General features: G+C 47.8%; 19 protein-coding genes. 14 read left to right on the forward strand and 5 right to left on the reverse strand.

The window, feature by feature from the left end; genetic code table 11:
* Positions 1–2: 2 nt before the first annotated feature.
* Complete coding sequence (locus CUJ83_RS04380; protein ID WP_230741020.1) at positions 3–1,370, reverse strand: FAD-binding oxidoreductase; 1,368 nt, start codon at positions 1,368–1,370, stop codon at positions 3–5.
* Between the two features lie 185 nt (positions 1,371–1,555).
* Positions 1,556–1,984, reverse strand: a complete 429-nt coding sequence (locus tag CUJ83_RS04385; RefSeq protein ID WP_230741021.1) for a hypothetical protein — start codon at positions 1,982–1,984, stop codon at positions 1,556–1,558.
* 207 nt (positions 1,985–2,191) lie between these two features.
* Between CUJ83_RS04385 and CUJ83_RS04390 the strand changes: the two genes are divergently transcribed.
* From CUJ83_RS04390 to pyrG, 4 genes are all read left to right on the forward strand, one after another.
* Positions 2,192–3,205: an adenylosuccinate synthetase gene (locus CUJ83_RS04390; protein WP_230741023.1), complete on the forward strand. Its 1,014-nt coding sequence runs from the start codon at positions 2,192–2,194 to the stop codon at positions 3,203–3,205.
* A 9-nt stretch (positions 3,206–3,214) separates the two neighbouring features.
* Positions 3,215–3,394 carry a methytransferase partner Trm112 gene (locus CUJ83_RS04395; protein ID WP_230741025.1) on the forward strand — a complete coding sequence of 60 codons (180 nt, stop codon included), beginning with the start codon at positions 3,215–3,217 and terminating at the stop codon, positions 3,392–3,394.
* 25 nt (positions 3,395–3,419) lie between these two features.
* The gene (locus CUJ83_RS04400) at positions 3,420–3,803 is read left to right on the forward strand and encodes a hypothetical protein (RefSeq protein WP_230741027.1); all 384 of its coding nucleotides are present in this window, start codon (positions 3,420–3,422) and stop codon (positions 3,801–3,803) included.
* 293 nt (positions 3,804–4,096) lie between these two features.
* Entirely contained in the window at positions 4,097–5,674 is a 1,578-nt protein-coding gene (pyrG, locus tag CUJ83_RS04405) for a glutamine hydrolyzing CTP synthase (RefSeq protein ID WP_230741029.1), read from the forward strand.
* A 1,015-nt stretch (positions 5,675–6,689) separates the two neighbouring features.
* Here pyrG and CUJ83_RS04410 read toward each other — a convergent pair.
* Positions 6,690–7,130 (reverse strand): tellurite resistance TerB family protein, encoded by a 441-nt coding sequence (locus CUJ83_RS04410; RefSeq protein ID WP_230741031.1) that lies wholly within the window; start codon positions 7,128–7,130, stop codon positions 6,690–6,692.
* A gap of 239 nt (positions 7,131–7,369) precedes the next feature.
* Here CUJ83_RS04410 and CUJ83_RS04415 point away from each other — a divergent pair, with 239 nt between their 5' ends.
* The 5 genes from CUJ83_RS04415 to CUJ83_RS04435 all read left to right on the forward strand — a co-directional run bounded on the left by CUJ83_RS04415 (position 7,370) and on the right by CUJ83_RS04435 (position 12,740).
* The gene (locus CUJ83_RS04415) at positions 7,370–8,350 is read left to right on the forward strand and encodes a DUF128 domain-containing protein (protein WP_230741033.1); all 981 of its coding nucleotides are present in this window, start codon (positions 7,370–7,372) and stop codon (positions 8,348–8,350) included.
* Between the two features lie 5 nt (positions 8,351–8,355).
* Complete coding sequence (locus tag CUJ83_RS04420; protein WP_230741035.1) at positions 8,356–8,871, forward strand: DUF2124 domain-containing protein; 516 nt, start codon at positions 8,356–8,358, stop codon at positions 8,869–8,871.
* Positions 8,872–9,076: 205 nt separating this feature from the next.
* Positions 9,077–11,563: a sensor histidine kinase gene (locus CUJ83_RS04425; RefSeq protein ID WP_230741037.1), complete on the forward strand. Its 2,487-nt coding sequence runs from the start codon at positions 9,077–9,079 to the stop codon at positions 11,561–11,563.
* Between the two features lie 44 nt (positions 11,564–11,607).
* Positions 11,608–12,132, forward strand: a complete 525-nt coding sequence (locus CUJ83_RS04430) for a hypothetical protein (RefSeq protein ID WP_230741039.1) — start codon at positions 11,608–11,610, stop codon at positions 12,130–12,132.
* On the forward strand, positions 12,129–12,740 hold the full coding sequence (locus CUJ83_RS04435) for a 4-vinyl reductase (protein WP_230741041.1): 612 nt from the start codon (positions 12,129–12,131) through the stop codon (positions 12,738–12,740). Before CUJ83_RS04430 ends, CUJ83_RS04435 begins: the two co-directional genes overlap by 4 nt.
* 37 nt (positions 12,741–12,777) lie before the next feature.
* Here the strand turns inward: CUJ83_RS04435 and CUJ83_RS04440 are convergent, their stop codons facing one another.
* Complete coding sequence (locus tag CUJ83_RS04440) at positions 12,778–14,343, reverse strand: COG1470 family protein (RefSeq protein ID WP_230741043.1); 1,566 nt, start codon at positions 14,341–14,343, stop codon at positions 12,778–12,780.
* Between the two features lie 246 nt (positions 14,344–14,589).
* On the opposite strand from CUJ83_RS04440, the gene CUJ83_RS04445 reads away from it, so the two are divergent.
* The 5 genes from CUJ83_RS04445 to CUJ83_RS04465 all read left to right on the forward strand — a co-directional run bounded on the left by CUJ83_RS04445 (position 14,590) and on the right by CUJ83_RS04465 (position 18,070).
* The gene (locus tag CUJ83_RS04445; RefSeq protein ID WP_230741045.1) at positions 14,590–15,144 is read left to right on the forward strand and encodes a CBS domain-containing protein; all 555 of its coding nucleotides are present in this window, start codon (positions 14,590–14,592) and stop codon (positions 15,142–15,144) included.
* Positions 15,145–15,497: 353 nt separating this feature from the next.
* Positions 15,498–15,662, forward strand: a complete 165-nt coding sequence (locus tag CUJ83_RS04450; protein WP_230741047.1) for a hypothetical protein — start codon at positions 15,498–15,500, stop codon at positions 15,660–15,662.
* Between the two features lie 231 nt (positions 15,663–15,893).
* Positions 15,894–16,109, forward strand: coding sequence for a histone family protein (locus tag CUJ83_RS04455; protein WP_230741049.1), 216 nt, complete (start codon positions 15,894–15,896; stop codon positions 16,107–16,109).
* 300 nt (positions 16,110–16,409) lie between these two features.
* Positions 16,410–16,889, forward strand: coding sequence for an Lrp/AsnC family transcriptional regulator (locus CUJ83_RS04460; RefSeq protein WP_230741051.1), 480 nt, complete (start codon positions 16,410–16,412; stop codon positions 16,887–16,889).
* Positions 16,886–18,070: an aminotransferase class I/II-fold pyridoxal phosphate-dependent enzyme gene (locus CUJ83_RS04465; protein ID WP_230741053.1), complete on the forward strand. Its 1,185-nt coding sequence runs from the start codon at positions 16,886–16,888 to the stop codon at positions 18,068–18,070. The genes CUJ83_RS04460 and CUJ83_RS04465 overlap by 4 nt, the downstream gene beginning before the upstream one ends.
* Positions 18,071–18,190: 120 nt before the next feature.
* Here CUJ83_RS04465 and CUJ83_RS04470 read toward each other — a convergent pair whose 3' ends face one another.
* Positions 18,191–18,661, reverse strand: a complete 471-nt coding sequence (locus CUJ83_RS04470; protein ID WP_230741055.1) for a hypothetical protein — start codon at positions 18,659–18,661, stop codon at positions 18,191–18,193.
* Positions 18,662–18,770: the final 109 nt, after the last annotated feature.

Genomic DNA, 18,770 nt, shown 5'->3' on the forward strand with positions numbered 1-18,770 from the left:
TTTTACATCCCCATCTTTCCGGGGTTCATGATGTTTTCCGGGTCTATGGCACGCTTAATGGTCTTCATGACCTCATAGCTTTTCCCGTGCGCCCTGGTCATATAGCTTCCCCTGATGACACCGGTGCCGTGCTCGCCCGGCAGCGTGCCTCCAAGCGTCAGGACAATGTCATAAATGTCATCCTTAATTGCGTGGACCTTTTTCCACTCTTCCTCGTTGCGCTGGTCTATCGCTATGCCAGTATGAAGGTTACCGTCACCTATGTGCCCGTATGTCACAAGCGGCATCCCGTGCTTTTTACCGATCTCCTGGATCTTCTTGAGCATGAACGGGACGTCCTTTATGGGCACGCCTATATCCTCTGCCTCATACACCCTGACCTTTCCGGGGTTAAGCTTGGTGATGGCAACACCTACAAGACGTCTCGCGGACCATAGCTTTTCTTCCTCTTTCTTGTTCTTCGCCACGGTGGTCCTGCCATTGCACTTTTCGCACGCGCTGCAGACCATTTCGACCTGCCTTGCCACAGACTCTTTATACCCGTCCACTTCGAACAGCAGCATCGCCTCTACGTCCGGAATATCAAGGGTGGGGTCGATCTGCTTGACCGCGCTGATGGCGCTTCCGTCCATGATCTCCATGGCCGCGGGTATGACGCCGGATGACAGCGTCGCTACCGCAGCTCTGCCTGCGTCCTCGATCCTGTCAAAATTTGCCATGACGATAGATTTAGTCTCCGGAAGGGGATAGATCTTAAGCCTTGCCTTTGTTATTATTCCCAGCGTGCCTTCGCTTCCGACGAACAGTCGCGTCAGATCATATCCTGAAGACGTCTTGGGCGCCTTACAGCCCGTATTGATAATATCGCCATTAGGGAGCACGACCTCAAGGTCAAGGACATAATCCTTTACAGTGCCATATTTTACGGAATGCATGCCGCTCCCGCCGTTCGCGATCAGCCCGCCTACGGTGCACATGTCACTGCTGCCGGGGTCGGGAGGGAAGAAGAAGCCATGCCTGATAAGCTCATTGTTTAAGTCCCTGTGAATGACTCCGGGCTCTATGACCGCCTGGAGATTCTCTATCTCTATCTCAAGTATGCGGTTCATATTGGCCATATCGAACACGATGCCGCCTTTTACGGGCACCGAGCCGCCCGTCAATCCGCTGGCAGATCCTCTCGGAACTATGGGGACCTTTTTTCTTGCCGCAAGCTTCACGATCTCGGCTATCTCTTCGGTGTTCTTCGGCCTGACGACGTAATCGGCTTGCCCTCTGATGTACGATGAGTCAAACGAATAGCAATATAGCTCGGCCGGATCCGCGGTGACCCTATCCCGGCCTACGATACTTTGTAGCTCTTCCAACATACCCGTTCAGGTAAAAGACTTCCTCATAAGGGGTATAAATACGTTACTTATGTCGTTCAGTAATTTTTACAAAAAGGAATCTAATGTTCACAGCTTTTTATGCCCCGGGCCAGACATTGTCCCGGGCCGATACAGGCGGCGAGGCCTGTTAGAACGGTGATCGTAACGCTATATTTTAATGGCGATCACCGTATGCCGGTATCTATGTTCACGTCTATGACGGTCGTCCTGCCTTCGACGATCTCGAACGCAGCCGGCAATCCATCCGCCCTGTCTACACCCAGGGGCTTGATATCCAGGACATATGTTCCCGGCTTCAGTGAAGCCTGATATGTACCGTAATGCCCTGCCGGCACGATGTCGATCTCGCATATCGCTGTCGTTCCATCCTTATCGTATACGACGAGCTTTCTGCTCAAAAACACGTCGGGGTTTACAGAGGGGGTGACGCCCGGCCTCTCCACCGGCATTATAGGCCCTATGGTGACATTGCCCGAGACGGTCCCCGTGCCTTCCTCGACGGGCCCGGGGAAACCTTCGCCCAACAGTATGATCGCGGAGATCACGATGATAATAACGGCCGAAGCGGCCAGTAAAACGATCTTACTTCTCATGCCTGTCCATCCTTTGGTATCAAGTATAAGATATGAGCTTAAGGATATAATAGATATGTAAAACGATTAATACCAGGCATTTATTCTTTATTGTCCTCATCTTGATTCATGCAAAAATATTCTTTTAAATCTATAGTTATCTTTTTTGCGCAGGTATAGTAACCTTTTTAATCAATAATTTGGATAGAATAGATGGAGATAATATTAATGGTCACAACGATAGTTGTAGGCGGATTTTTTGGTGATGAGGGAAAGGGCAAAATAGTGGCCCACATAGCTAACACCGATAATCCGACGATCATTGCCCGCGGCGGCGTGGGGCCGAACGCAGGACACACTGTTCTTAAGAATGGAGTTAAACACGGGGTCCGTATGGTCCCATCCGGGTTCGTATATGATAACGCCAGACTGCTCATAGGCGCGGGGGTCCTTGTAGACCCCGTCGTCCTTGACAGGGAAGTATCTATCCTCGGGGTCGGGGACAGGCTCGGCGTCGATTACAGGTGCAGCATTATAGAGGAAAAGCACATTATCGAGGACAAGGGCACGGAGATGCTCGCAAAGAAGATCGGTACCACAGGCACAGGATGCGGGCCTGCCAATAAAGAGCGTGTCATGAGGAGCGCGCTCCAGGCGAAGGACTTCCCGTCACTTAAAAAATATCTTACCGATGTCTCTCAGGAGTGCAATGACGCCATATCCCGCGGAGAGAACATTATCATCGAAGGCTCTCAAGGCTTTGGTATCTCTTTATACTACGGCACATACCCGTTCGTCACTTCAAAAGACACTTCCGCTTCGCAACTGGCAGCAGATGTGGGTGTGGGCCCGACAAGGATCGATGAAGTGGTAGTGGTGTTCAAGGCGTTCCCGACAAGGGTCGGGGAAGGCCCGTTCCCGACCGAGATGTCCCCGAATGAGGCAAAGGGATACGGTATCGAGGAGTTCGGCACCGTTACGGGCAGGGCGCGCCGCATAGGGTACTGGGACGGAAAAATGGCACGATACTCTGCCATGATTAACGGCGCCACTCAGGCGGCGATCACGGGACTGGACCGCATCGATCCCGCATGTAAAGGAGTCACCGATTACGATAATCTGAGCGATAAGGTCAAGCAATTCCTGGACCAGGCCGAAAAGGATGCGGGAGTGCCTTTCACGATACTGTCCACCGGGCCTGAAGAGCATGAGATCATTGACCTGCGTAAGATCAAGAAGTGAGGAACTCTCATGAAAAAAGACCTTATGGAGATACTGTGCTGCCCTGTTTGCAAGGGCGATCTGGAACTCGAGGTCGTCAGGGAGAACGACGTCGAAGTTCTTGACGGGGCTCTATACTGTAAGAAATGTAACGAAAGATATCCCATAGAGGATGGGATACCGAACCTGCTTCCGCCGGAGCTAAGATAAGGCCGGCAAAAAACGAGGCGTGAGTATGGACCGCATGGAAGAGATAACCGGTTACGACGAGGTAGATGAGTCTACGGTCTTTGACGACGGGTACGTCGGTTTCGGGAAGAGCGATCGGCCGTCACCGGGCAGGAGGCGGGGAAAGAAGAACCTTTCAGGAACAAAGACCGCTTACAGGAGCAAGCCAGGGCGCTCGCGGGTCGGGCCGTTCCGGTTTGACGTAAGGGGCCTTATGAGGAGCGTGAATTCCATGCTGGGAGTGGCCATACTCGGCGTCATCGCCTGTGCCGCCATATTATTCGTCACGTTCGGGCAGGGACTTCTACCTTATTTTTATGGTTCGCTCATCGCTTCGATAGTCGTCATTTTTGTGATGTCTTACATGGCTGCGGCATTGTTTGGCCGTTAAGGGACTGATCAAAAATTAGCGACATTTTTTTATCTAAAATTTTTGCAATCCCGCACCCGTCTCGAAAAAAATTTTCATTCCTTCTCCCTGAAATCATTATGTAAATGTAAAATAGGCGCGTATATATATTCCAGGGTGCAATGCCTTGTTATACGGGCCGGCTCTTCCGCCGCACTGCATTAGTATATTGCTGTTTTCTTTTCGTGGATCTAATTCTTGCATGCCCCGATAAGTTTATCATTAAGTATAAGACTTAAGTGAACAATCACTTTTAAGAACCGGGGTGAATCTGAGTGAAATATGTAGTAGTGACCGGAGGTGTGATGAGCGGCCTTGGAAAAGGCATCACAGCAGCATCGACAGGCAGGATATTGAAGAACAAGGGCTATAACGTGACAGCGATAAAGATAGACCCTTACATTAACATAGACGCGGGCACAATGAGCCCATTCCAGCACGGGGAAGTCTATGTCCTGAAGGATGGCGGTGAAGCGGATATCGATCTCGGGCACTATGAAAGGTTCATGGACATCAATCTCACTTCGGACCATAACATCACCACAGGCAAGATATACAAGACCGTCATCGAGAAAGAGCGCAGAGGCGACTATCTCGGCAAGACGGTGCAGATCATCCCTCACGTCACAAATGAGATAAAAGAGAGGATAAGGCGCATCGCGCGCGAGAGCGGCGCCGACATATGCCTTGTCGAGGTCGGCGGCACTGTAGGCGACATAGAGAGCATGCCTTTCCTTGAGGCCGTAAGGCAGATGAACGCGGAAGAAAAGGAAGAGGATTTCACTCTTATCCATGTGACTCTCGTGCCCATCGACACGATGGACGAGCAAAAGACCAAGCCGACGCAGCACTCAGTAAAGGAGCTCCGCGAGCTTGGTATCCAGCCGGATATAATTGTCGGAAGGTGCAAGAAGCCTCTGCAAAAGTCCACAAAATCAAAGATATCACTGTTCTGCGATGTCCCGGAAGCGGCAGTCATCAGCGCCCACGATTCGGAAGACATCTATAAGGTCCCCATACAGCTTGAGCAGGAGGGCATGGCCGACTACCTGATGAAGCGCATGGGACTGGCCCCGCGCGAAGATTCGCAGTCATGGAACGCGATGGTCCAGAAGATGGACGACGCTGACCGAAACATTACCGTAGCTATCGTAAGCAAGTATGGTATAGAGGACGTATATCTTAGCGTTAAGGAAGCGTTAAAGCATGCCGGCATCGCCACGGGCTGCACTGTAAAGGTACAGTGGGTAGAGTCCGAAGACCTGGAGAAGACAGAAGACCTGTCACCGTTCTTCAAGGGCGTCGACGGCATCCTGGTCCCGGGAGGCTTCGGGGTAAGGGGCATTGAAGGTAACATCAAGGCTATCAGGTACGCCCGTGAAAACAACCTGCCATACCTGGGCCTTTGCCTTGGCTTCCAGCTTGCGGTGATAGAGTTCACCAGGAACGTGTTAGGGTACGCGAACGCCACCAGCAGCGAATTTTCGGCACAGGGCACTCATGTCATAGACCTGCTTCCGGAGCAAAAGGATGTCACTCACATGGGCGGCACGATGAGGCTCGGAGAGCACCCGGCATGGGTAAAGGAAAACACGCTGGCTCACAAGCTTTACGGCGTGACCAAGATATGCGAGAGGCACAGGCACCGCTATGAGGTTAACCCGGACATGATCGACGAGATCGAGGCGCACGGGTTGGTATTCTCCTCTAAGAACGATAACCGTATGGAGATCGCCGAGCTTCCTGCTCATAAATTCTTCATGGCGACACAGTTCCATCCGGAGTTCAAGTCGAGGCCGGAAAGGCCTTCGCCGCCGTTCTTAGGGTTCGTCAAGGCGATGCTGCAAAAATAAGGCTATTGAAAATGGCCGGGGCGAAAAGCCCTTATGATTTTTTATACGGCTCTGTGCCGTATAATTTTAGTATATTTTTCATTAACAGATCAAAATATTTCTTTTTCACCACAAAGTACACAAGGGCAACCAGGGTACACGGTTTTTCACCACAAAGTACACAAGGGCAACCAGGGTACACGGTTTTTCACCACAAAGTACACAAGGGCAACCAGGGTACACGGTTTTTCACCACAAAGTACACAAGGGCAACCAGGGTACACGGTTTTTCACCACAAAGTACACAAGGGTTACTAAGTAACACAAATTTTTTTTTGAATATGCTATTCTTTTAAGATACCTTCGCAATTTTTATCAAGTGTTGTCCCGATTTTGCTGTAATTTGAGAATCTATGCATGTGCTATGAGGCTGTCATATAAGATTTACATAAAAATATGGATACTACCTTTTATCAGATATTCATATGTTGGGACTTTTGAAAATTTTATGAATTTAAAATCCAAAAATCACTATGCACAATCACTTATAAAAAATCCTTCGTGCTCCTTGTTTGCCTTTGTGTCCTTTGTGGTTGAGCTTGTGTTCCTTGTTTGCCTTTGTGTCCTTTGTGGTTGAGCTTGTGTTCCTTGTTTGCCTTTGTGTCCTTTGTGGTTGAGCTTGTGTTCCTTGTTTGCCTTTGTGTCCTTTGTGGTTGAGCTTGTGTTCCTTGTTTGCCTTTGTGTCCTTTGTGGTTGAGCTTGTGTTCCTTGTTTGCCTTTGTGTCCTTTGTGGTTGAGCTTGTGTTCCTTGTTTGCCTTTGTGTCCTTTGTGGTTGAGCTTGTGTTCCTTGTTTGCCTTTGTGTCCTTTGTGGTTGAGCTTGTGTTCCTTATTTGCCTTTGCGTCCTTTGTGGTGAAAAACCGTGGACCTTAGTAACCTTTTCTGGTCTTTGTGGTGGAGAGAACTATAGAATATTCTTCCGGGATTTTAATCTCTAAAGAAAAAAGTACCGGATCTTATCCGGCTATTAACTCTTTCATCCTCTGTTCTTGATGACCATGACCTCTGCTATCTTGAGCGCGAGGTCGTCAGGGACGCCTAATACTTTTTGAAGCTCGTCAAGGAACTTTTTCTCCTCGTCCTCGACGACGCCGTCCGCAAGGATGAGGTCTGCCGCTACTGCGAAAGCCGACTCACGAAGCTCCTGGTTCAGGGTCTCTTTCGCCGCGATCATGATAGCCCCGGGGCCCTGCTTTTTAAGAGTATTGGCGGCCTTCTCTAACAAGTTCTTCATCTGAGGCTCATTGTATCCCCTGTACATCTTCATGCGGGACAGAGCCGATATGACGCCTACTCCCTCTTCCTGGGATATGGAACCATCGGATGCCACAGCCGCTAATACGACACCGGTGAATGCCTCCGGCGCGGTCAGTTTGGCCGGCTGGTTACCGCCAAACACCTTGTCGAATAATCCCATGTTATTCCTCCATTTTTAGAAGAAGCCATCGTTATTGCGATAGCTTTTATATGGCCCGTATCCGGCATGAACACATGCCGCCCGGGCGAGCAGGGATAAAGCAATTGTTTCATTTAATACTTGTCGGTATTTTTTCATCGATACGGTAAAACTTCATAGGGTTTCATAAAAATTCATAACAAAATAGTAAATTATAAAGCGACATAAAGTAATCTTAGTCCTTAAAAAGGAGATATCAGATGCCCGACCCGGATACACAGCGTAAGTTGATCGAGATATTAAGGATACTGAGCGAGTCGACAGAAGAGATGGGAGCCCGCAAGATCGCTGAAGAGCTTAACAGGCGCGGGTATAACCTGGGTGAAAGGGCTACAAGATACCATCTCAGGATGCTCGACGAGAGGGGATTTACTAAGAAGCACGGGTATCTCGGCAGAGTATTGACCAAGATGGGCGAGGAAGAGCTGAAGCATGCGCTCGTCACCGACCGCATGGGCTTCATATCGACGCGCATCGAGGACTTCGAGATCCGGACGACGTTTGACCCCGTCACTAATAGCGGGGACGTGGTCGTTAACATTTGCTACGTAAGCAAAAATGATTTTGATAAGGCGTTCGGCCTGATGAAGAGGGTAGTGGAATCTGGATATGCCATAAGCCCCAAGATACGTGTCGCGGACGAAGGCGAGGAGATACTGGAAAATGACGTGCCCGAGGGGCAGGTCGCCTTTGCCAGCGTTTGCAGCATCACCATAGACGGCGTGCTGATAAAGAACGGCATACCCGTCAACCTGAAATACGGTGGCATAATCAAGATCACCGATGGCGTCATACAGCGCTTCACGGATGTCATAGATTATAGCGGGACATCCATCAACCCGATGAGCGTTTTCACGAGCCGTAAAATGACCTCGATCATTAACGTCCTTGATAAGGGCTCCGGCTACATGCTCGCGAACATCAGGGAGATACCGATGACAGCCAGGGATTCTGCCCTAAAGCTGCTCGATGATCTCCATGCGGCAGATATTAACGGTATCTTTTCGGGATGCGAAAGTGTCAGGCCATTGCTAGGAGTGCCTATCGAACTAGGTAAGTGCGGCATAGCCAGCTATTCGGGAATAAACCCGTTCGCCGCGTTCGGGGAGGCAGGCATCAAGACAAGGATCTTACCGCTCGCAGCGGTCATGAACGTCAGGGAACTAAAGAAGATGGAGTAGGTATAATGGATAGCACACAAGAAAATCCACAAATTTTGGAAACATCGCACGGCCTTTCGGGAATGTTGAGGATGTTCAAGGCTACGATGACATCCCAGGGAATGAATCCCGGCGACAAGATAGTCTTTGTAGGAAGTGCGGGCACATGCGTGCCTTTTATTGAGCTTTTCGCTTACACTATAAGGGATTCAAAGGCAGAGATGGTACTTGTGCCTGACGGTGTCCTGGATGACTCCCGGGCTATCTGGTGGATCCCGGAGATAGGGATGCAGATAGGGGGCGCTGTCGACCCTGCAAATGCCGATTTCGTGATACTGCTCGGCGGGCTTTCGATGCCGCAGAGCAAGATAGGTGCCGAAGGCACGAACGATGTCGTTAAAAAGATCTTGAAGCCGGGCGGAAAGGTATTCGGTATTTGCTTCATGGACATGTTCGCAAAAGCAGGATGGTACGGCAAAGTGCCGTTCGACCTGGTCATGGACGCGACGATTGATCCTATCAGGCTTCAAAAATTAAACTGACCATTTTATTCAATTTCTTTTTCATTTTGATTTTTTTTCAGATTTGCTTTACTGGAAAAAATAGTGTATTCCGCAGTATACGTTGCCGTTTATGGATATATTACGACATTGTATCTTAAATCTATGATTTATTCAAATTTAGCCGGGAACTATTTTTAGATTATGATTAATATATATGATTATAATATCATATACGGTGGTTATTTTGAACCCCTCCAAAGAGTATGGGACGACGATCGCAGCGGGAGATAGCCATAATATAGAGAATCCGGAATACATGGGTGCATTACTTGATGCTATCTCGATCGCAGCCGAAGCGGAAAAAGGCGAGTTCGTGATCCCGTTGCTGCTTCAGCGCATGTGTATTTCGGTATCTGCCACATCCTCTGTGTTATATGCACTGTCAGATGATGGAAGATCCCTTATACCGCGCGTCGGCTGGGGTAAATACGATCCGGACATCATAGGGAGGCCGTACCCTGTCCGCGAACGCGGGGAATGGGAAAGCCTATTGTCAGGCAAATCAGATATGTTATCGGGATATTCGGAGTCGGATGAGACAAATTTTCTGGCGGTCCCTGTCAGGAGCGGCGGAAAAATATCCTGCATTCTAGAACTTAAGAGAGAAGAACGATTTTTTAAGGACGAGAAAAACCTTGTCCATGGCTTCGCGAACATCATCGGAATGAATTATTATACTGCCGGGCTCGCAAAGAGCAAAGCCGTCATGGATGAAGGCATTAAAAAAATACTGGATATGTCAAGCTTCGCGGCCATTACTGTGTCCGCGGACGGGACCGTAATGGAATTAAACCCGCAGGGAAGCGCATTCACAGGTTACGGTGAGCATGAGATCAAAGGGAGCAGTATCAAACGCTTATTAATGGTCACGCCTCAGGGTCACGTCATTTGCATTAAGAAAAACGGTGAAGAGGTGCCTGTCAGCATCACGTCCCTGCATTTCTCCAGGGGTGAAGGCGATGTTATCCTCCACCTGATCAAACCACCTCAGGATGAAGACAAAATAATGGAATATCGCGACACCTTAGAGGGAATAATAACCCGGTCTCCATTTGGTATCCTGGTCACTGACAGTAATGGTAATTGTGTCACTGTAAATGATGCCCTTGTAAAAATGCTTGACATTAAGCAAGAGCACATGGTCAATAAATATAATCTGCTGGAAGACCCTCTCCTGGAGAGCCACGGGCTGATGCCCAGGATAAAAAGAGTATATGATAGCGGAGATGCCGCGGAACTTATCATACCCTATGACATATCGCGGCTCCCGAAAAAAGTTGAAAAGCCTCATATCAAGATATTACGTATGATACTTTTTCCGGTGATGGGCCCCGAGCATAAGATAAAGAACGTCATCGCGGTCATTGAGGACCTCACCGAGAGGAAAGCCATGGAAAAGGATGTCCTGGAACGTACAAGGGAGCTTGCGATATTGAACGAGGTGAGCAGGCTCATCGTGTCTACCGCGACACTCGACGAGCTGATCGATGTTATGGTCAATAATTTTAATAAGGTCATTAACGCCGACAATTGTTACATTACCCTGTACGACGAGGACGAAAGAAAGTACTATTTTGCAGCCGCGACCGCAGATGTAAACGCCATATTCTCAGGACAAAGATTCGATTACAGCGAGAACGATAAGAATAAGACGCTCAGCCAGGTCGTCATGGAGTCTAAAAAGCCGCTTGCCATCGAGGACATACGTGATCATCCTTTATGCGAGTCGGATAGGAGGCTGGTGAAACTCTTAGGTATCAAGTCTCTTCTCGTGCTGCCGATGTTCGTGGGCAATAAGTTCATCGGGACCATAAGCGTTGACTCCGTTAAACGTAAAAGAAAGTTCAAGAATGGCGAGATCGACCTTATGATGACCATTACCAACCAGGCATCGATCATGATAGAGCGAGCCAAACTGTTCGGCGAGCTGTTAAGCGCTAACAAGCAGATATTGAAATCCTATGAAAAGCTAAGGGATTTCGATAAGATGAAGACCGATTTTATCACTATCACTTCACACGAGCTCAGGACTCCTTTGACCTCGATACACGGATATACCGAGCTTATGAAAGACGGCGCGTTCGGACCGCTTACCGGCGTACAAAAAGATAAGCTCAGGGTCATAGACCGTAACGTGAACCGGATGATGACGGTCGTGGAAAACCTATCGGAGCTCTCGCAATCCGGGTCTATAAGCTTTGATGTCAAAAAAGAACGGGCTTCCATATATGACATAGTGGATGTGTCCGTTAGCGCGATACGTCCTGTGGCATCCTCAAAAAATATTGATCTTACAGTGAAGATGTCCCCTGGACTGCCTTCGGTATGCGTCGATAAGAGTAAGATCATCAGGGTCATAGATAACCTTCTTGACAACGCCGTTAAGTTTACGCCTCCGGGAGGCAGGATCTGTGTATATGTATCTGCGACCCCAAAGAACGTCCATGTGGAGGTAAAGGATACCGGTATCGGGATACCTGAAGAAGATCTTAAGAAAATATTTACGGGCTTTTACAGGGTCGGATATCGTCCGTCTTACCAGTACACGGGTGTAGGCATCGGGCTTGCGATAGCCAAAGGAATAGTGGAGGCACATGATGGCAGCATATGGGCAGAGAGTAAGGTCAACGCAGGTAGCACGTTCCATTTCACGATACCCAGATGCGATTAAGACGATAAATATTATTATAATACTTAAAATAAATTTAATATTGTATGGATTCACTTCGGCTGAACATTGATTACGATGATCGGACAAAGACATTATATCTTTACGGCTCCAGTATCACGATCCACTGTCATCATTACATTTCAAACCTGCTTAAAATGATAGACTCATCCCCGTATGTGGATGGCGGAAGCATCATGTACGACGCGGCCGAAAAAGTCACGATCAAGCATATCGGGAGGGTTTTTGAAAAAAATAATATTACCGCGACCGATGAAAAATATGCCGCGGCCGAAGAGTTTTTTGGCAAGCTGGGTTTTGGAAGGCTAAAGTTCGACATCATTAATGGCGAAGTAAAGGGAGCTTCTTCTTCCGTAGGGTTCATACCAAAAAGCTGGACATTAAAGTATGGCGAAAGACCGGATCATATCTGTTATTTTACCGCCGGGTACATCGCCGGAGTGATCGAAGTGATAAATAATGCGCCGCAGAGCTCCTATGAAGTATCCGAGACAGCATGTATCGCCTCAGGCAGCCCGGAATGCGTATTTGTTGTGAGGTCGCCTATATGACGATAGACAAAAAGAAGATCGTTGATACCGTCAGGTCAATAAAGCTGGAAGAGGGTAAGGATGGTCTCATCAAGATCTTCGGTGTATATCTAACGTTCATGTACACGGATTTTTACAATGATTTTTCTTATGAGTTCTTATTTTCGGCAGAAAAGGAGATAGGGGAATATGCTATCGAATCGATCGAAGGCCTCTTAATACACGCAGCACAGGAGTGCGGCCTTGAAACGATGAACGCTGTCATGCAGTCACAAGAATGGAGATCGATCGTAGAGCCTTTAATATCTACGTCTAATGATAGGGTCGAGGCGATAGTCGAGATAGTCAACGCTTTCGGCTGGGGCAACGTACATGTCAAAAGCCTTGTCCCGGGTGAAGAGCTTACTCTCATAGCATATGACTCATACGAGGCAAACGGGTATCTGAAAGAATACGGAAGATCGGACAGGCCGCGATGTTATATGCTCAGGGGAGTTGCCGGATCCATAATGGATCTCGTATACGGTGACAGGCCTTTTCCGCTAAATCTGGAGACCTATCAGGCTGTACAGACGAAATGTATCACTATGGGGGACGAGTATTCGGAATTTTATGTCACAAAGGTGTGACATCAAATTTATGCTGCCGATCATAACAGGCATCTTTTTATGGAAATCGCTTCCTGCCGAATTTTATCAGCGACGCCAGAAGCAGAGTGCCCGCAGTGGCGGCTGTAAGTATCACGCCTTCGAGCACGCCATGCTGTTTTGGAAGCTGTATTGGAAGGCAATCCACACATGCAAAAAGCGTATCACAGCTTTCTTTATATTCGATATATATTTTCGCTGTGTGGTTACCTGTAGTGCCATTAGGGACGCTGGATTTCACGATGAACTCCCCGGCCTTTCCAGGCTCTACGACTAAATGGCCTCGGGGTATGCCGTTAATGTAATACGGCCAGTTATCCCCTATCTCTGCGGAAATAACGAACTCGATCGGGAATTCCCAGTTGTTATAGACCCTTACAGGTATTTCAAAGCTCTCGCCCTCTGTGGCGTTGATCACCGGGTATCCCTCCTCGTTTTTCTTAAGTTTGATCACGGCGTCGAACAAAGGGTCCCCCTCGACCGTGACCTTCAGGCAGAGCTTATTTGATTTTAGCCTCTCGCCTTTTAGGGTGACATTGATATAGTATTCACCCGGCACTGTATCTTCAGGGACATAAACATATAATCCCGTATCGGCTGTCACTTCGTCCGGTATGAAAAATTTCGTTCCGTTGAGCGTGGTCGCCGTCCAGCCTTCCGGCTTCTCTATCACGAAGTCCATGAACTTATTATCGGCATAATCGTTATTCAGCGATAATGTAAAAACGGTCGTAGATCCCGGCTTTACGACTCTCTCCGGCGAATAAGAGCCAAGGTCCACTTTCTCGAAAGGCAGGTCTTTAACGATCACCACTACGGGTATCTCTGCAAAATATGCGCCGCCGTTCACGACGATCTTTACTATATAAGTGCCTAGCTCATTTCCAGTATATTTTAGGGTGAAAGTATTAAAGTCAAAGCCTCCTGTCCGTACCAGTAATGCCTCGCCCTTCGGGAACCATGCCTGCCAATCCCTGCCGGGGGTGATCACAGTAAAGGTAACGGTCTGGTCTATGACCTGGAAGTTTTCCACAAGTATGGAACACTCTACTTCCCTTCCGGGGCTGGTCTCAAGGACCGGGTATCTGACATATGGCACGAACCCGTTGAACGGTATCGGGATAAGGCCGATGTTCAGGGTCTGGGTGGATTGGAGGTCCGCCTCAAAGATATTGTTCTGAAAAGATCTTGCAACAGCGACTACCGAATATTTTCCCGACGGCACGACCACAGAATAATAACCTATTGGATTGGATATCGTCTGGGCGACTATCGTGTTGTTACGGATAAAATATATTATAGCGCCGGGGATGGGGATCAGTACGCCCGGCCTGTCCCGTATGTCTATCGATTCGCTCACATAGCCTTCTATCACTATTATCTGGCCTGCCTGAGCATTTCCATTGAGCGGATCCTTTGTGATGGAGCTGTCTATCTCGATCTCGTCTTCTCCTACCGTGACCGATGTATCGATATCCGCTCCGGCATGCATCGACGCCGCCGGAAGTAATATCGAAGAAATGATCATTGCGCATAATATGACATTTGCCACCCTTGTCGATCCTTTTTCAGCTATGCTGTTCACCTCATGGAAGGGCACTAATCGAATACATATTAATTAATTCAGTTACGAATGGTACCAAATATATTATTAAATAGACTATTATATATAAATTTCTGATTATTATTTCCTTTTCTATTTTATCGCTTGTCATTTAAGCTATATCTCAAAAAATCTGGAATATCCTTTTACTATATACGCAACGGCGATTGATTCGACTCGCGATACTATAGTTAACTATATATAATCCCATTCTCATTTTTGCTAATCATGGAACTTCCTACGCCGGAGAGCATTAAGAAAAGAAGGATGAAGCTCGGGCTCACCCAGAGCGCATTAGCGGAGAAGGCTAACGTAAGCCAGCCTCTGATAGCCCGGATAGAGTCCGGGGATGTCGATCCGCGTCTTTCTACGTTGAGAAGCATCATCAACGCTCTTGACGAGATGGAAAAATGCAAGGTCACGGCCAAAGACCTTATGACATCGCAGATAATCTCGCTCTCTCCGGAGGATACTGTTGATAAGGCCGTCAAGCTAATGGAAAAATATGGGTTTTCACAATTACCGGTAATCGAAAAAGGGGTTCCAATCGGCAGCATATCCGAAAGCATCCTTGTACAGGCTATGGGCAGCGAGGACATCAGCAGGATAAGCACATCTAAAGTAAAACAGTATATGGACGAATCGTTCCCTGCAGTCTCACCAAGGACGGACATGGGCACTGTATCCCACCTTCTGGAATCCTATCACGCCGTGCTGGTGATGGAACTCGGAAAGGTAGTGGGCGTCATAACAAAGTATGACATAATGCGGCTCCTAAAGTGAACCGTTCATTTATCTGTATGAATATAAAAAATACCGGACATTAGTTGTGTGTCCCTTTAATTCCTGGTTTTATAATTTCTTTTTCACCACTAAACGCACGAAGGCGAACAAGGAACACAAATTTTTTTAGAAATTTAGAATATCCATTAAAAAATTTGTGTTCCTTGTTCGCCTTCGTGGTGAAAAGGTGGCGTTCCTTTGTTGCCTTTGGGATGCACTTGAAGAAAGATAACTGACATATACGTTAAAGAAATTACCGGACACATCACAGGTAAAAGAAGATGGTCTTTTCTGTCCGATTAGTTTCTTGACGCTCGCAGGTTTGATTTATATCGCCTTTCTTCCATTTCATAATGATGACTTACAGGAATGATATAGTATCAAGGGAATGTGACCTGATAAAGTGTCCGTATTGTTTTCCGGGCCTGAACGTTTTCGGAAAACAGAAAGGATTCTGCGGAATGGTCAGATCTTTACTTGATGTCGGATGCCCTCTCTCGAACGACCATAAACATTAAAACATTATATGTCCATTGATGTTGAACTACGTACATTCATGAGCCATAATATCCAATATTCAATATATTTTATGTTTATTGAAATGAAAATTTTTATAAAATCGTTTATTACACTTTTTTTCTTTCTATCACGGCCGTAAATGCTTTATTGACTTTGATTTATAAGTAAAAATGAAAAATTTTATATTGCATATGAGCGCTAGTAATTTAACATAATCTAGAGGTTTAACTATGTCAGAAATTTCAAAAGCTCCGATAGCAAGACTTTTAAGCGAGGCCGGAGGAGAGAGGATCTCCGCAGAGGCCGTCGATGAAATGGTAAAGTACACAGAGGACTATATACTGAAGATCGGCTCCGAGGCCAGCAAACTTTGCGCCCACGCCGGCAGGAAGACCATAAAGGCCGACGACATCAAGCTCGCTGTTGAGAGGCTTGGATCGTTTTAGGCGATACGATCATAACTCATTTTACGCACCAGAAACGGTTATAGGTCAAAGACGATACGTTCGTTTTTGACTAAAACCACTTTGATAAGGCTCTTTGTTTTACCGGGCTTCAGGGATTTCCGCCTTCCAGCCCATAGTGTATTTGTGAATAGATCTGCAGAGCCTTCAGTCACTTAGGGCCATAATAACCTATTTTTACCCCATAATAATCTCTTACACTTTATTCTTTCACTACTTCAGGACAGTTAAGCTTTTAAAGTTATACGATTTAAATTCATCTCCGATAACGGGGAATTATCAATGAGAGAAGTACTCGAATTACTCGAAAAGGACGCACGTATGACTCCTGAGGAAATAGCGGAACAGACAGGTCTTCAGGTGAAGGCCGTCGCCGACTTCATAAAGGAGATGGAGATACGGGGCGTCATAAAGAGGTACAAGACAGTCATCGACTGGGAAAAGTTCGGCGACGAGTCCGTATACGCCATAATCGAGGTACAGATCAGCCTCGAGCGTAACATCGGATATGATGCCATAGCCGAACGCATAGCTAAATTCCCCGAAGTAGTCACCTGTATGCTAGTCTCGGGTGACCACGACCTGCACCTGGTGGTCAAGGGGAAGACGATGAAGGACGTCGCCTTCTTCGTGGCCGAGAAGATATCTCCGCTGGGACAGGTACAGCACACTGCAACTCATTTCATGCTGCGCTCGTATAAGAGCGAAGGCGAGATCATGTTCGAACGCGAAGAGGATACAAGGCTGGTCATACATCCATGAAGATATCGCAGAAAGTCAAGGACCTGCCGCCTTCAGGCATCAGGAAATATTTTGACATCGCGTCGACCATCGACGATGTAATATCACTTGGCGTGGGCGAGCCGGATTTCGTCACTCCGTGGAGAGTGCGCGAAGCGGCCATGTATGCGTTCGAAAAGGGCTATACTACTTACACGTCAAACTGGGGCGTACTCGAACTGAGGCAGCTCATATCGAAATACGAGATGGAAGGTATTGGCGTCGATTACAACCCCAAGAACGAGATACTTGTCACGACGGGCGTAAGCGAGGCCATCGACCTTGCCATAAGGGCAATAACGGACCCGGGAGACGAGGTGCTGGTAGTTGAGCCATGCTATGTCTCATATAAGCCATGTATCATGATGGCAGACGGGGTTCCAGTATCCGTCTCATCTAAGCCCGAAAATGATTTCCGCGTCACGAAAGAGGATCTCGAGGCTAAGATAACGTCAAAGACGAAGTCTATAATACTCAGCTATCCGAACAACCCGACAGGTGCCATAATGACCAGGAAGGACCTGGAGGAAGTGGCGGACGTCGCGATAGAGCACGACCTTATGGTACTATCGGACGAGGTTTATGATAAGCTCACCTATGAGGGCACTCATTCTTCCATAGCTTCGCTCAACGGCATGAGGGATAACACCATAGTCCTGAACGGCTTCAGCAAGGCGTTCGCGATGACCGGGTGGAGGCTTGGCTACGCATGCGGCAATCATGAAGTTATCGAGGCCATGATGAAGATCCACCAGTATACCATGCTCTGTGCGCCTATTACTGCGCAGATGGGCGCGATAGAGGCGCTGAAGAGCGGCCAGAGCGAGATGAAGGAGATGGTCAGCGAATACAACCGCCGCAGGCGTGTCATAGTACGCGGGTTCAACTCGATGGGCTTATCCTGCTTCGAGCCGAAAGGGGCGTTCTATGCTTTCCCGTCCGTGAAAAGCACCGGGCTGTCGTCGGAAGAGTTCGCCGAGAGGCTGCTTTATGAGTATCACGTCGTCGTGGTGCCGGGCAGCGTGTTCGGTGAATCTGGCGTCGGGCATTTAAGATGCTCTTACGCTACGTCAATGGACGGCATAAAAGAGGCGCTGGGAAGAATAGAGGCTTTCATCGACGAGATTAAAAAGCAGCATGCTCCGACGCTAAAACATAGGTAAGATCATAGTTCAATGCACTAATGGCGCTAAGGCTCTACGAATCCGTGCACAAAGGCACGTTTTTTAAGACTTCCCGGGCCTTAGTATTTCCTTAATTTTTATGAGCCTTAAGTTATGGCCTTAAATAGTCTCGCCATACTCTGCCGGTATGGTTATCCAGAATTTAGAATCGAGGCAGCTTTCAGCCCATATTATCTTATCTTCCTCGCTCCATCCGTTGGCATCAGCCAGAAAAGCCGCCTGCTCGTAGATCGCCCTGCGTTCCGATATTTCATGCGAATATTCTTTGTCGAGGAAATACGTGTTGTCATCCCCGGTATGCTTCGCTTCATGAATAAGCACGCCTGCGAGCCATACGTATGAGGCGCTTATATCCTCCTCGTCTACATAGCAGATGCCCAGGTTATTGATACATGTGTATTTTTCTGTTGGCCTGATCTCCGTTATCCAGTGATTTACGGAAGAATAGCTATCCGGATAATTATTTTTTAGATATTCAAGGGCAAAGTTGACATTGCTCTTAAAATCCTCATCGCCGTATATTACGGGCGCGCCGCTAGAATGGAACACCGTGTCTGATTGATAGGCCATGCTAATGCCTGCGGCAGAGATTATCGCCCCCGATAAAGCCAAACCGATAAGCAGCGCATGGAAATAGCCAGCGCTGCTTATCCGCTCCCTGACAAGAAGAGCTATCTAT

It is taken from the genome of Methanooceanicella nereidis, assembly GCF_021023085.1.
Lineage (GTDB): Archaea > Halobacteriota > Methanocellia > Methanocellales > Methanocellaceae > Methanooceanicella > Methanooceanicella nereidis.

Coding starts and splice junctions, on each gene's coding strand:
- CUJ83_RS04390 (WP_230741023.1), top strand. CDS start 2,192: ATGGTCACAACGATAGTTGTAGGCGGATTTTTTGGTGATGAGGGAAAG.
- CUJ83_RS04420 (WP_230741035.1), top strand. CDS start 8,356: ATGGATAGCACACAAGAAAATCCACAAATTTTGGAAACATCGCACGGC.
- CUJ83_RS04470 (WP_230741055.1), bottom strand. CDS start 18,661: ATGGCCTATCAATCAGACACGGTGTTCCATTCTAGCGGCGCGCCCGTA.
- CUJ83_RS04395 (WP_230741025.1), top strand. CDS start 3,215: ATGAAAAAAGACCTTATGGAGATACTGTGCTGCCCTGTTTGCAAGGGC.
- CUJ83_RS04430 (WP_230741039.1), top strand. CDS start 11,608: ATGGATTCACTTCGGCTGAACATTGATTACGATGATCGGACAAAGACA.
- CUJ83_RS04415 (WP_230741033.1), top strand. CDS start 7,370: ATGCCCGACCCGGATACACAGCGTAAGTTGATCGAGATATTAAGGATA.
- CUJ83_RS04460 (WP_230741051.1), top strand. CDS start 16,410: ATGAGAGAAGTACTCGAATTACTCGAAAAGGACGCACGTATGACTCCT.
- CUJ83_RS04385 (WP_230741021.1), bottom strand. CDS start 1,984: ATGAGAAGTAAGATCGTTTTACTGGCCGCTTCGGCCGTTATTATCATC.
- CUJ83_RS04410 (WP_230741031.1), bottom strand. CDS start 7,130: ATGGGATTATTCGACAAGGTGTTTGGCGGTAACCAGCCGGCCAAACTG.
- CUJ83_RS04465 (WP_230741053.1), top strand. CDS start 16,886: ATGAAGATATCGCAGAAAGTCAAGGACCTGCCGCCTTCAGGCATCAGG.
- CUJ83_RS04450 (WP_230741047.1), top strand. CDS start 15,498: ATGATGACTTACAGGAATGATATAGTATCAAGGGAATGTGACCTGATA.
- CUJ83_RS04435 (WP_230741041.1), top strand. CDS start 12,129: ATGACGATAGACAAAAAGAAGATCGTTGATACCGTCAGGTCAATAAAG.
- CUJ83_RS04445 (WP_230741045.1), top strand. CDS start 14,590: ATGGAACTTCCTACGCCGGAGAGCATTAAGAAAAGAAGGATGAAGCTC.
- CUJ83_RS04380 (WP_230741020.1), bottom strand. CDS start 1,370: ATGTTGGAAGAGCTACAAAGTATCGTAGGCCGGGATAGGGTCACCGCG.
- CUJ83_RS04455 (WP_230741049.1), top strand. CDS start 15,894: ATGTCAGAAATTTCAAAAGCTCCGATAGCAAGACTTTTAAGCGAGGCC.
- CUJ83_RS04400 (WP_230741027.1), top strand. CDS start 3,420: ATGGACCGCATGGAAGAGATAACCGGTTACGACGAGGTAGATGAGTCT.